The following is a 12,241-nucleotide window of genomic DNA, read 5'->3' as shown; positions in this document are numbered from 1 at the left end:
AACTGAATATCATTAAAGTTTAGTTATGCTATAACGTTGTGTATTTAATTGTGTATTTAACAACGATTTGTTGATCTTAAGATTCACCTCATCTTTACGACTGTTTTTTTCTTATTTCGCTTTTATATAATTATTAAAAAAGTAATATTTTAACCCATAAAAAAAGCCTCCAATTGGAGGCCTTTTTATCAATTAAAGACTCTTATTTAGAACCTTTAATTCCTGCTTGTAATAACAATGCACCTAAACCACCAATCTTTTGTTCTTGTGGTTTCTCTTGCTTGCTACGCTGAGGGCGTTCAGCTTGATCTTTACGTGGTTGAGGACGTTTACCTTGAGGCTTACGTTCAAAACGCTGTTCTGTATTTTGTTCACGGCGTGGTGGACGCTGTGCTTTTACAGGTGCAGAACCTTCAGCACGCATACTTAAGTTCACGCGGTTACGTTCAACATCAACCTGCATAACACGCACTTGTACGATCTGGCCTGGTTTTACAACCTTATGCGGGTCAGAAACGAACTCGTTCGCTAATTCAGAAATATGAACTAAACCATCTTGATGTACACCAATATCAACGAAAGCACCAAAGTTTGTGACATTAGTGATCACACCCTCAAGTTGCATACCTTCAGTTAATTGGCCCACTTCAGTGATATCTTCGCGGAATTTAGCAGTACGGAACTCTGGGCGCGGGTCACGACCTGGTTTTTCAAGTTCAGCTAATACGTCTTGTACTGTTGGCAAACCAAATTTGTCATCAACAAATTCATCAGCTTTTACTTGGCGAATGATTTCGGTATTACCAATGATGTCTTTCACAGTTGTCGCTTTTGCTGCAACAATTTTCTCAACAAGACCATAACTCTCAGGGTGAACAGCAGAAGCATCTAAAGGTTCAGAACCATTTTGGATACGTAAGAAACCAGCCGCTTGTTCAAAAGTACGTTCGCCTAAACGTGGTACGCTTTTCAAAGCTTGACGGTTATCAAAACGACCATGCTCTTTGCGGTATTCAACAATTTGCTGAGCAATGGCTTTATTCAAACCTGCAATGTAAGCCAAGATTGCTGGTGAAGCGGTATTTACATCAACACCAACAGCGTTCACACAGTCTTCAACTACTGCGTCAAGAGTTTTTGCTAAACCAGTTTGATTTACGTCGTGTTGATATTGACCTACACCAATTGATTTCGGATCAATCTTAACAAGTTCAGCAAGTGGATCTTGTAAACGGCGAGCAATCGACACTGCTCCACGAATTGAAACATCAAGCTCTGGAAGTTCAGCCGCTGCAAGCTCACTTGCAGAGTAAACAGATGCACCCGCTTCACTTACAGTCACACGTGTTAATTTGAGGTCGGTGTTTGCAGCCATCATTTCAGCCACTACAGCTTCTGTTTCACGGCTAGCTGTACCATTACCAATAGCAATAAGCTCTACATTATATTCACGGCATAGACGTGCAAGCTCAGCAATAGAACCTTCTTTGTCTTCTTTAGGCGCGAATGGATAAATCGTGCTATGAGCAAGTACATCACCTGCATCACTTACTACTGCCAGTTTCACACCTGTACGAATACCAGGGTCAACACCTAAAGTAGTACGACCACCTGCTGGCGCTGATAATAATAAATGACGAAGATTTTCAGCAAATACCTGCATTGCTTCTGCTTCGGCAGTAAGTCGTTTCTCTGTTAGCAATGAATGCTCGATTTGAGGACGAACTTTACCCAACCAGAATAATTTTGCAGTTTGTTTCAAGAAGTCCTGACGTGCTTGAGGTTGAATTTGCTCAAGGTTGTATTCAGTTTCAATACGCGCTAATGGTGCATCATCTTCACCATCAACTTTTAAACCTAATACGTTTTCTTGACGACCACGCAACATCGCCAATAAACGGTGTGAAGGTAATTTGTTTAAACCTTCAGAAAATTCAAAGTAATCACGGAATTTTTTACCGACTTCTTTCTTTTCTTCAGAAGCAACTGTACTTTTTAAAACCGCAGTTTTTGCAAAAGTTGCTTTTAATTCTGTAGTAAGCGCAATATTTTGTGCCCAGTCATCAATCAGAATATGTTGGATCGCATCTAACTGACTTTCAACATCTGGATAGTCTTCATGACTAAAACCAGCCAATGCTTCTGTCGGGTCAACTTGTTCTGCAATAATTTTTTCAGCAATCGGTTCTAAACCTGCTTCTTTTGCTTTAAAAGACTTACTTGTACGCTTAGGACGATACGGTGCATAAATTTCTTCTAAAGCATTTTTTGTTTCGGCTGCATTCACCCGCGCCAACAAGTCATCATTCAATTTATTCTGTTCTTGCAATGACTGAATGACCTTTTCACGGCGCTCATATAAATCACGTAAATACGCTAAACGAGTATCTAATTGGCGTAACTGCGTATCATCTAAACCTTGTGTTACTTCTTTACGGTAACGGGCAATGAATGGAACACTGGCACCTTCGTCAATTAAGCGGATGGCAGCTTCTACTTGGTTTGGACGTACGGCAAGCTCACTTGCCAACTGCTGAACTAAGTCAGTCATCGTGTTTGATCCCACAAGGATAAAGTTTAAAAGCACTGATTATAAAGACCAAGCCCATAAAATCCACACTTGTTTGCGTATTCAAAACGTTTTTTTGTATTGACTCTGAATATTTATACTTTTTACGACTACTAGAGCACGCAAAAACAGTGATTTAAGTATGAAAAAGTTAAAACTGAACCCTACCTTTTAATCTTTAAAAAATATAAACGTACGACTTATGTCATGAACATGACAAAAAATTAATATAATTTATGAGAAAATGATCATATTGATACATAGCCCAGAAGATAAAATCATTGAGATTCAACAAGGTTTTATTCGTCTAACTTTTTATCGAACCCAGCTATTTGCTTATTTCAACAATTAAAAAATTAAAAGAAACAAGTCAGCTAATCTAAAATAACTGATTTGAAACAATTAGTTATCACTATAGAGTTATTATAAATTTATTGAAAATTTAACCATTTGTTGTTTTAGGTCGGTCTTTGCTAAATTATGGGCTTAAGATGTTGTTTTTTGGTTTCAAACCACCTTGAAAATTGTAATTTTGAGCAAATTGATACATAGTCTAAACAAGAACATCAGCATTATACTGAGGGCTTGTTGGCAATAAGCCTATCCGACCCAATAATATATAAATTATGACTTTAAAAGGGAGTACATCATGAGTTTAGTTGTACCTGCTGAACATCCTGAAACCGTACACAACGAAACGGATCGTGTCGAACGTATTTTAGTGGTCGATGACGATGTGCGTTTACGTACCCTCTTGCAACGTTTTTTGGAAGATAAAGGCTTTGTTGTAAAAACTGCCCACGATGCTTCGCAAATGGACCGTTTATTACAACGTGAGTTGTTTTCACTTATCGTACTCGACTTTATGTTACCGGTTGAAGATGGTTTAAGTATTTGCCGTCGTTTACGCCAATCAAATATTGATACGCCAATCATCATGTTAACAGCACGCGGTAGCGATTCAGACCGTATTGCCGGTCTTGAAGCTGGTGCAGATGACTACTTGCCAAAACCATTTAACCCAAATGAGCTTTTAGCACGTATCCGCGCAGTATTACGTCGCCAAGTTCGCGAAGTTCCGGGTGCACCAAGCCAACAAGTTGAAGTGGTTAGCTTTGGCCCATGGTCTTTAGACTTGTCTACCCGCACACTGACACGCGAAGGACAAATCGTTACCTTAACAACTGGCGAATTTGCTGTATTAAAAGCATTGGTACAACACCCACGTGAACCATTAACACGCGATAAATTGATGAACTTAGCGCGTGGCCGTGAATGGGGTGCAATGGAACGTTCAATTGACGTTCAAGTTTCTCGTTTACGTCGTTTAATTGAAGATAACCCTGCACGTGCACGTTACATCCAAACTGTATGGGGTGTCGGCTATGTGTTCGTTCCAGATGGTGCTGAATAAGCTTGAGATAAGATAGAGTGAGTTTAGAACCAATCGCCCCACAGAACTTTACCGATTACGTGACCTACTCAGAACGTAAACGGACTCGATGGGAACGTTTTCTCGACAAAATAAAGCCACGTTCTGCTGCCATGCGTACCACTATTCTGGTACTGCTGGTGGTGTTCTTTAGCTTATTTATGTCGTTATGGTTCTTTTGGCGCACTCTTTATTTACCTGAAATTCAACAGCACGCCCGTTATCTTGCGGTCGAGCTTGAGCTCGTCAATAATCCTGATATACGAATTTTTCATCGTGAAAATGAAGTAGATATTGATGCGTGGTTGCGTAATCGAGTCGGTATTGAATACGTTACCAACCCCAAAGAATATCCAAGTGTCCGAGAAAAGGTCATTGCCGAGTTTTTTACCAATCACGTCGAAAAAAAGCTGGCAAATGAAATTGGGACTAAAGACGTTACCGTTTACTTTCAGTTTAAACCGAGCCCACGCATTTGGATTCAAACTCCTGAAATGCATGGCAACTGGGTTCGCGAGCCTTTAAAAACCTATGCCAACTACAGTCCTGAGCTTTTAGTGGGTTGGGTCGTGGGTGTTCCATTACTGTCGGCTATCATTATTTTAATTTTGGTTCGACAGATGAACCGCCCCCTGCGTCGTTTGCAGAATGCAGCCAATGAATACAGTAAATCCGGAACAGCGCCGTATCTTGATACCAACCACGGTCCATTAGAAATTCGCCAAGTAAATCAAGCATTTAATCGCATGGTCTACACACTCGATCAGACTGAGCGTGAAAGACGCATTATGTTGGCGGGTATTTCACATGATTTACGCACTCCTCTTACACGCATACGCTTAACAGCAGAGATGCTGCCTGATGAGTTTTTACGTGAAGGCTTGGTTTATGACGTAGATGATATGGATGCAATTCTTAATCAGTTCATTTCGTACATGCGCGATGGCTCAGATGAGGAGTTGAAAGACACCAATATCAACATGCTTTTGCAAGAACTTGTTGTGCAATTTAAACCTCTCGATATTCAATTCGAGATGCAGGATGTACCCATTATTCCAGCACGTAGTCTTTCTTTAAAAAGATTGATTGCCAACTTAATTAATAATGCGAAACGCTATGGTGCTGAACCAATAGAGCTCAGTGCAAAAGTTGAAAATGAATCTATTTTAATTACCGTTGCTGATCATGGTGAAGGCATTCCGGCAGATCAAATTGAAGAGTTAATGCAACCTTTTGTCCGCGGAGACTCAGCAAGAACCATCCAAGGCAGTGGTCTTGGGCTGGCTATTGTTAAACGTATTGTCGATATTCATCATGGTGAGATTCAAATTCATAATCGTGAACAAGGTGGTCTAGAAGTTATTATTTCTTTACCAATCCCAAAACCGAGTACCGAAGAAAATACCACGACGAATCCTTTGGAAAAAATAAAACAAACATTAAGTGAGCGCTTTTAATTTGATCAATCAGCAATTAAAAGCCTTGTTTTAATGATAAATAAAAGCAATAAAAATCAATTAAATAAAAACCATAAATATAATTTATACCGCCATTTATTTACAAAATTAGACCTTAGCCTAACACCTATGCACTTTTCAATTTTTCATAGCTAAAATCCCGTATGTTTTGACAATATTGAGGATGTCCAATGTCTTTAAGTCGTATTCGCCTAGCTTCTCTTCATGACAAGGTCATCAGTGCTGAACAAGCTGCGCAATTCATCGAAAATGGAATGACCGTTGGTATGAGTGGTTTTACTCGTGCCGGTGAAGCTAAAGCTGTTCCACAAGCACTTGTAGAACATGCAAAGAAAAATCCGTTAAAAATCACGTTAATTACGGGTGCTAGCTTAGGTAATGACTTAGACAAACAACTCACGGAAGCAGGTGTTTTATCTCGTCGTATGCCATTTCAGGTAGACAACACTTTACGTCGTGCGATTAACAACGGCGAAGTTATGTTTATTGATCAACATTTATCAGAAACTGTTGAGCAAATGCGTAACCAGCAACTTAAACGTCCAGACGTTGCGGTGATTGAAGCAATTGCGATTACTGAAGATGGCGGTATTATTCCAACAACTTCTGTAGGTAACTCTGCAAGCTTTGCTATTTTTGCCGAAAAAGTTATTGTTGAAATCAACACATCTTTAAGCGAAAGCTTTGAAGGTTTGCATGACATCTATATTCCGACTTATCGCCCAACACGTACTCCAATTCCATTGACAAAAGTGGATGAGCGTATTGGTACAACGGCAATCCAAATCGATCCTGCAAAAATTGTAGGTATTGTATTTAACGATACACATGACTCACCATCAACAGTAACTCCTCCAGATGATGAGACTCAAGGCATTGCAAACCACTTAATTGCTTTCTTTAATAAAGAAGTTGCAGAAGGTCGTTTACCGAAAAACCTTGGTCCATTACAAGCAGGGATTGGTTCTATTGCCAATGCTGTATTAACAGGTTTAAAAGATTCTGATTTTGAAGACCTCATCATGTACTCAGAAGTACTACAAGACTGTACTTTTGAACTCATTGATGCAGGCAAAATGAAATTTGCTTCTGGTAGCTCAATTACCCTTTCTGCAAAATGTGGTGAAAAAGTTTTTGGCAATATCGAAGCTTACAAAGACAAATTAGTGCTTCGTCCACAAGAAATTTCTAACCATCCTGAATTGGTTCGTCGTTTAGGGATTATCGGCATTAACACTGCGCTTGAGTTTGATATTTACGGTAACGTGAACTCAACTCACGTGTGTGGTACTAAAATGATGAACGGTATTGGTGGTTCAGGTGACTTCGCTCGTAACGCTCACTTGGCGATCTTTGTAACCAAATCAATTGCTAAAGGCGGCGATATCTCTTCTATCGTGCCAATGGTAAGCCACGTTGATCACAGTGAACACGACGTTGATATTTTAGTGACAGAGCAAGGTTTAGCAGACTTACGCGGTTTAGCGCCTCGTGAACGCGCTCGCGCTATTATTGATAATTGTGTACACCCACTTTATCGTGACGCATTAAATGACTACTTTGACCGTGCATGTGCTAAAGGTGGACATACTCCTCACTTACTTCGTGAAGCATTGTCTTGGCATGCAAACTTCGAAGAAACAGGTCAAATGCTTCAAGCAGCACCAGTTGCAAAATCAGCTTAAATCACTGGTTTAATTCAAGCACTCCTTCGGGGGTGCTTTTTTATTTGTTTAAATTATTAATAAAAAACTGCTCAAGCCCGAATTTTTATTTTATCTTTTCAGCACATCAAAACAAAAAGTAGAAATCCATATGTTTATTATTCGTCAATTTACAAATGCAGATCTGGATGATGTCGTTATTTTATGGGAAAGCTGTGGTCTGACTCGTCCTTGGAATAATCCTGAAACCGATATTTTCAGAAAAGTCTCACAACAGGATGATTTGTTTTTGGTTGCTATTAAAGATGAGCAACTTATTGGCACGCTTATGGGCGGCTACGACGGCCATAGAGGCTGGATTAACTATCTGGCTGTTCACCCCCACCAACAACGCTTAGGAATCGCTACAGCGCTCGTTCAGCAGCTTGAGAAGCGTCTCATCGCTCGTGGCTGCCCAAAACTGCAATTATTAGTTCGTAAAGACAATTTGAATGTATTGAATTTTTACGAACAGCTTGGCTATGACGAGGTAGAAGCAGTGTGTTTAGGAAAACGACTTATTCGTGATAGTTCTCACGATTAGAGACAAGTTTTCAGTTGAGCCATTTTTAGAAAGTTAAGGCAATATTGGGGATAACCCTCTTTGCTTGTGGATAAAATGAGATTTATACACAGGTAAGGTCTTAATATTTTTATTAAATAAACAGGCATGAAAAAAGCCCCATACATTATGTATGGGGCTTTTTCGAATATGGTGGCGAGACCCAGGATCGAACTGGGGACACACGGATTTTCAATCCGTTGCTCTACCTACTGAGCTATCACGCCGATGGCCTGTATTAAGCCGTATCTCAGAACAATAGTCAACTATTATCCTGAGTTTCTGATTTAAATGAGTATTTTTTATACTTAAAAAAAATCCCTGATGGGATCAGGGATTGAAAACACACATAATGGTGGCGAGACCCAGGATCGAACTGGGGACACACGGATTTTCAATCCGTTGCTCTACCTACTGAGCTATCACGCCGAAGTGGGCGTATTAAACAATGTTTATAAGAAGACGTCAAGCAACTTCCGTGTTTTTTGTAACAAGTGATTATTTTTAAATCACAACCACAAAATAATAGAAGCTTTTAGTGATGTAGTTTACCAATGTGAGCCAAACAGCGATGAATCGCGCCACAGCCTGGTTCAAAAGTTTTAACGCCTTTTGACTCTTCTATACGGCAAGCTTCTTCAACTAAGCGCTCAGCTACCCCACGACCACGGTTAGCAGGGTGCACAACAATATATTCAAGAACCTTGCTTTCGCCTTGTCCTGAAGACCAAATTGCACCTATAATTTTGGTGTTAAATTCGGCAGTGTATAGCGTGGTATACTGTTGTAAATCTTGTTCAAGTTGTTCAATCGCATCGTGCCCGTCACCAAACTCCGGACTTGTATCATACAGTCGCTCAAGCTGATCGCGGATCTCTGAATTATCTAGAGAACTATAAGCATGTACGGTAATAGGCATTGATTAACCCTCCTGAGCAAACTATGATGCTGTCACGAATTCGTCACAGCGAAATTGTCGTTAACATCCAATCATTTTTGACGTTTTTTGAGGAACGTGTCCATGACGCAACGTATCAGTGAAGTGGTTAGAAATACCAATGAAACCAAAATTCGAGTTCGTTTAAATCTCGACGGTACTGGTCAAGGCACACTAAACACTGGAGTTCCATTTTTAGACCATATGATTGATCAAATCAAGCGACATGGCTTATTTGATATCGATATTCATTGTGACGGAGACCTCGAGATTGATGATCACCACACCGTAGAAGACTGTGGTATCACGCTTGGACAAGCTTTTGCACAAGCTTTAGGCGATAAAAAAGGTTTAAAACGCTATGGTCATTTTTATGCACCATTAGACGAAGCTTTATCTCGCGTTGTTGTCGATTTATCTGGTCGTCCGGGTTTATTCATGGATATTCCATTTACTCGTGCGCGCATCGGTACATTTGATGTCGATTTATTTTCTGAGTTTTTCCAAGGCTTCGTAAACCATGCGCTTATGACCTTACACATCGATAATTTGAAAGGTAAAAATAGCCACCATCAAATTGAAAGTGTGTTCAAAGCACTTGCTCGTGCTTTACGTATGGCATGTGAAGTTGATCCACGTGCAGAAAATACGATTGCATCGACAAAAGGTAGCCTCTAATGACACGTATCGCGTTACTTGATTATGGCATGGGCAATCTACACTCAGCGGCTAAAGCACTTGAGCATGTGGGCGCTACAGTGGATGTGACCAATGATCCAAAGTTAATTGCACAAGCCGACAAAATTGTTTTTCCAGGCGTTGGTGCAATGCGTGACTGCATGCAAGGCATGCGTGAAGCAGGTATTGATGAAGTTGTACGTAAAGCTGCTTTTAATAAACCTGTTCTTGCGATTTGTGTAGGTATGCAAGCATTGCTACAAAGTTCTGAAGAAAATGGCGGTGTAGACGCATTAGGTATTTTTGACGGCGTAGTAAAACATTTCCCTCAAATGGAAGGTTTGAAAGTACCACACATGGGCTGGAACCAAGTTCACCAAATGGACCCAAGCCATCCAATGTGGAACAACATCGAACAAGATGCTCGCTTCTACTTTGTACATAGTTACTATGTCGAACCAAAAGATGAAAGCGTTGTGGCTGCGACTTGCGAGTATGGTGTGAACTTCTGCACAGCCATTCACAAAGATAATTTGTTCGCGACTCAATTCCATCCAGAGAAAAGTCATACTGCTGGTTTGCAGTTACTTAAAAACTTTGTGGAATGGAATATTTAATCTGATTTAAAACTGAAAAAGATCAGGTCTAGATGGCCTGATCTTTTTTTTATTTACAATAATAACTAATCATTTATAGAATGATATTTTATTCAACAAAATATTGAATATTTATACTTTTAAATAAAACCAAATGATCAGGAAAACAAAATGAATTCACCTTTTGAAAATCAGCCACTTCAACAAGATTCACCCTTTAAAGCTAGTGGTCGTTTTGGGCGACTCTCTTATGCTGCTTGGACATTCTTATTTTCACTCGTCATCGGTATCGCTGTTGTCATCATCGCTTTTACTTTTGGGTTTACATCTAGTCAGGAACTAACTGGCCTTTCTACGGCAGGCATGATTGTTATCGCCATTCTTTATATTGTTTGCCTCTATGTAAGTTTTGTATTTACCATCCGCCGCTTGCATGACCGCAATAATACAGGATGGCTATCGTTACTCATGCTGATCCCTGCCGTAAACCTGATTTTTATGATCTATCTCTTTGCGGCAAAAGGTACAGAAGGCAATAATGATTACGGCCCACAGCGCCCTACTCCTGGTTGGGAACGTGTTTTAGGTTGGATTTATATTGTCCTAATTCCACTTGCTTTGGTTTTTGCTGTCGTTGCCACAATCATGTCTCCGACCTATGAAGGCTATGTCGAGAAAAGTGAAAGTGTGGTCATTGGTACACCTTCTCAGTCTCAGTAATTTTTAAAGACATTCATAAAGCCTAGTCCTCTAGGCTTTATTCATATATAAAGTGAATAGCCCAATTCATTTGTACGCTGTTAAATATGTCCGAAGCCGTTGCCCTCCTTGATAAAGCCTCTATTCAGCAGCTTCCTCCTTTTGAAAATCTTAACCACCATAATATTGTGGTGATTGAAAATATTGAGCAATGCAAAAGTATTGAAGAAGAATTAAAAAACGCTGCAATTTTGGGATTTGATTCTGAATCTAAACCTACATTTAAAGTGGGTGAAATCTCAACTGGTCCACACTTAATTCAACTTGCTACAACACAAAGAGCCTATTTATTTCATGTCAATTCATCGACTTTAAAATTCTTACAGCCCATTTTATCTAACCAGAAGCAAATTAAAGTCGGTTTTGGCCTTAAAAATGATAAGCATATTTTTCATAAAAAAGGCATAGAGCTAGAAAGTTGTGTCGACCTTGCCAAAGGGTTTAGTCACTTTGGTTTTAAACAGCAAATGGGCTTACAAAAAGCGGTGGCACTGTTGTTTGGACAATATCTGGCAAAGTCGAAAAAAGTCGGAACTTCAAACTGGGCACGAAAGCCACTTACATCTCAGCAAATAAATTATGCCGCTGCGGATGCTTATGCGGCATTACTCGTATTTGAAGAGCTCAGAAACCAAAAACTATTACCCGCTCACATTTCACAAACTATTCAAACCGCACTTCAAGCGTAAAGTAATAAAAGTCTTTTCTAAGGCTTAGCGATTGATCAATACTTTGCTAAGATGTGCACAATTTCATAAACATGATGAAGCAAGGAGCGAAAGCATGCTAATCATTCCAGCAATTGACCTGAAAGATGGTAAATGTGTGCGTTTAAAACAAGGGCGTATGGAAGACGATACCGTTTTCTCTGACGATCCGGTTGCAACTGCCCAGCATTGGGTAAATGAAGGTGCGCGCCGTTTGCATTTGGTTGATTTGAATGGCGCTTTCGCAGGTACTCCAATTCATAAACCTGTTGTTGAAGCGATTGCTAAAGCTCAGCCAGAATTACCAATTCAAATTGGTGGTGGTATTCGCTCATTAGAAACCATTGAACACTATTTAGAAGCTGGCGTGACTTTTGTCATTATCGGCACCAAAGCTGTTCAAGAACCTGAATTTGTAGAAGAAGCTTGTAAACGTTTTGCAGGCCACATCATTGTTGGTATTGATGCCATGAATGGTATGGTTGCAACTGACGGCTGGGCAAACGTTACTGATGTGAAAGCAACTGATTTAGCGAAACGCTTTGCAGATGCAGGCGTGTCTAGCATTGTTTATACGGACATTGCTCGTGATGGCATGATGCAAGGTGTAAACGTTGAGCAAACTGTAAACTTGGCTCAATACTCAGGCTTACCAGTAATTGCTTCTGGTGGTGTAACCAACCTTGATGACGTTCGTAACTTAAAAGGTCAACCGGGTATTTTAGGTGCGATTACAGGCCGCGCAATTTATGAAGGTACTTTAAACCTTCGTGAAGCTCAGCTTTTGTTAGATGAAAACCGTCTTTAATTTTTAAGATGT

At 40.0% G+C, this 12,241-nt stretch carries 12 protein-coding genes and 2 tRNA genes; 10 read left to right on the top strand and 4 right to left on the bottom strand.

Annotated features, from left to right (window positions below; all coding sequences use genetic code 11):
• Positions 1 to 202: 202 nt before the first annotated feature.
• Positions 203 to 2,551 (bottom strand): Tex family protein, encoded by a 2,349-nt coding sequence (locus AAC388_RS01305; RefSeq protein ID WP_342371105.1) that lies wholly within the window; start codon positions 2,549 to 2,551, stop codon positions 203 to 205.
• A gap of 667 nt (positions 2,552 to 3,218) precedes the next feature.
• Here AAC388_RS01305 and ompR point away from each other — a divergent pair.
• From ompR to AAC388_RS01280, 5 genes are all read left to right on the top strand, one after another.
• A complete protein-coding gene (gene ompR / locus AAC388_RS01300) occupies positions 3,219 to 3,983 on the top strand; it encodes a two-component system response regulator OmpR (protein WP_000060753.1) in 765 nt (254 codons plus the stop codon).
• A gap of 17 nt (positions 3,984 to 4,000) precedes the next feature.
• Positions 4,001 to 5,458, top strand: a complete 1,458-nt coding sequence (locus tag AAC388_RS01295) for an ATP-binding protein (RefSeq protein WP_002117035.1) — start codon at positions 4,001 to 4,003, stop codon at positions 5,456 to 5,458.
• A 33-nt stretch (positions 5,459 to 5,491) separates the two neighbouring features.
• Positions 5,492 to 5,614, top strand: a complete 123-nt coding sequence (locus tag AAC388_RS01290; protein ID WP_078210314.1) for a hypothetical protein — start codon at positions 5,492 to 5,494, stop codon at positions 5,612 to 5,614.
• Between the two features lie 35 nt (positions 5,615 to 5,649).
• Positions 5,650 to 7,164 (top strand): acetyl-CoA hydrolase/transferase family protein, encoded by a 1,515-nt coding sequence (locus AAC388_RS01285; protein WP_002116671.1) that lies wholly within the window; start codon positions 5,650 to 5,652, stop codon positions 7,162 to 7,164.
• Between the two features lie 130 nt (positions 7,165 to 7,294).
• Positions 7,295 to 7,726 carry a GNAT family acetyltransferase gene (locus AAC388_RS01280; protein WP_002116887.1) on the top strand — a complete coding sequence of 144 codons (432 nt, stop codon included), beginning with the start codon at positions 7,295 to 7,297 and terminating at the stop codon, positions 7,724 to 7,726.
• Positions 7,727 to 7,895: 169 nt separating this feature from the next.
• Here AAC388_RS01280 and AAC388_RS01275 read toward each other — a convergent pair.
• From AAC388_RS01275 to AAC388_RS01265, 3 genes are all read right to left on the bottom strand, one after another.
• Positions 7,896 to 7,971 (bottom strand) — tRNA-Phe (locus tag AAC388_RS01275).
• Between the two features lie 126 nt (positions 7,972 to 8,097).
• Positions 8,098 to 8,173, bottom strand: a tRNA-Phe gene (locus AAC388_RS01270).
• A gap of 106 nt (positions 8,174 to 8,279) precedes the next feature.
• Entirely contained in the window at positions 8,280 to 8,663 is a 384-nt protein-coding gene (locus AAC388_RS01265) for a GNAT family N-acetyltransferase (protein WP_002116928.1), read from the bottom strand.
• Positions 8,664 to 8,765: 102 nt separating this feature from the next.
• On the opposite strand from AAC388_RS01265, the gene hisB reads away from it, so the two are divergent.
• From hisB to hisA, 5 genes are all read left to right on the top strand, one after another.
• Positions 8,766 to 9,359, top strand: coding sequence for an imidazoleglycerol-phosphate dehydratase HisB (gene hisB, locus AAC388_RS01260; RefSeq protein ID WP_002116767.1), 594 nt, complete (start codon positions 8,766 to 8,768; stop codon positions 9,357 to 9,359).
• Positions 9,359 to 9,976: an imidazole glycerol phosphate synthase subunit HisH gene (gene hisH, locus AAC388_RS01255; protein ID WP_002116911.1), complete on the top strand. Its 618-nt coding sequence runs from the start codon at positions 9,359 to 9,361 to the stop codon at positions 9,974 to 9,976. Before hisB ends, hisH begins: the two co-directional genes overlap by 1 nt.
• A gap of 150 nt (positions 9,977 to 10,126) precedes the next feature.
• Positions 10,127 to 10,675 (top strand): DUF805 domain-containing protein, encoded by a 549-nt coding sequence (locus AAC388_RS01250; RefSeq protein ID WP_039765118.1) that lies wholly within the window; start codon positions 10,127 to 10,129, stop codon positions 10,673 to 10,675.
• 86 nt (positions 10,676 to 10,761) lie between these two features.
• Positions 10,762 to 11,403: a 3'-5' exonuclease gene (locus AAC388_RS01245; RefSeq protein WP_119684513.1), complete on the top strand. Its 642-nt coding sequence runs from the start codon at positions 10,762 to 10,764 to the stop codon at positions 11,401 to 11,403.
• A 94-nt stretch (positions 11,404 to 11,497) separates the two neighbouring features.
• Positions 11,498 to 12,229: a 1-(5-phosphoribosyl)-5-[(5-phosphoribosylamino)methylideneamino]imidazole-4-carboxamide isomerase gene (gene hisA, locus AAC388_RS01240; RefSeq protein ID WP_000905538.1), complete on the top strand. Its 732-nt coding sequence runs from the start codon at positions 11,498 to 11,500 to the stop codon at positions 12,227 to 12,229.
• Positions 12,230 to 12,241 lie beyond the last annotated feature (12 nt).

The sequence above is a fragment of the Acinetobacter sp. D009 genome (assembly GCF_038562025.1).
GTDB lineage: Bacteria > Pseudomonadota > Gammaproteobacteria > Pseudomonadales > Moraxellaceae > Acinetobacter > Acinetobacter pittii.
This window is presented reverse-complemented; position numbering and strand designations above follow the sequence as displayed.

Coding starts and splice junctions, on each gene's coding strand:
- AAC388_RS01290 (WP_078210314.1), top strand. CDS start 5,492: ATGATAAATAAAAGCAATAAAAATCAATTAAATAAAAACCATAAATAT.
- AAC388_RS01250 (WP_039765118.1), top strand. CDS start 10,127: ATGAATTCACCTTTTGAAAATCAGCCACTTCAACAAGATTCACCCTTT.
- AAC388_RS01305 (WP_342371105.1), bottom strand. CDS start 2,551: ATGACTGACTTAGTTCAGCAGTTGGCAAGTGAGCTTGCCGTACGTCCA.
- hisA (WP_000905538.1), top strand. CDS start 11,498: ATGCTAATCATTCCAGCAATTGACCTGAAAGATGGTAAATGTGTGCGT.
- hisH (WP_002116911.1), top strand. CDS start 9,359: ATGACACGTATCGCGTTACTTGATTATGGCATGGGCAATCTACACTCA.
- hisB (WP_002116767.1), top strand. CDS start 8,766: ATGACGCAACGTATCAGTGAAGTGGTTAGAAATACCAATGAAACCAAA.
- AAC388_RS01265 (WP_002116928.1), bottom strand. CDS start 8,663: ATGCCTATTACCGTACATGCTTATAGTTCTCTAGATAATTCAGAGATC.
- AAC388_RS01280 (WP_002116887.1), top strand. CDS start 7,295: ATGTTTATTATTCGTCAATTTACAAATGCAGATCTGGATGATGTCGTT.
- AAC388_RS01245 (WP_119684513.1), top strand. CDS start 10,762: ATGTCCGAAGCCGTTGCCCTCCTTGATAAAGCCTCTATTCAGCAGCTT.
- AAC388_RS01285 (WP_002116671.1), top strand. CDS start 5,650: ATGTCTTTAAGTCGTATTCGCCTAGCTTCTCTTCATGACAAGGTCATC.
- ompR (WP_000060753.1), top strand. CDS start 3,219: ATGAGTTTAGTTGTACCTGCTGAACATCCTGAAACCGTACACAACGAA.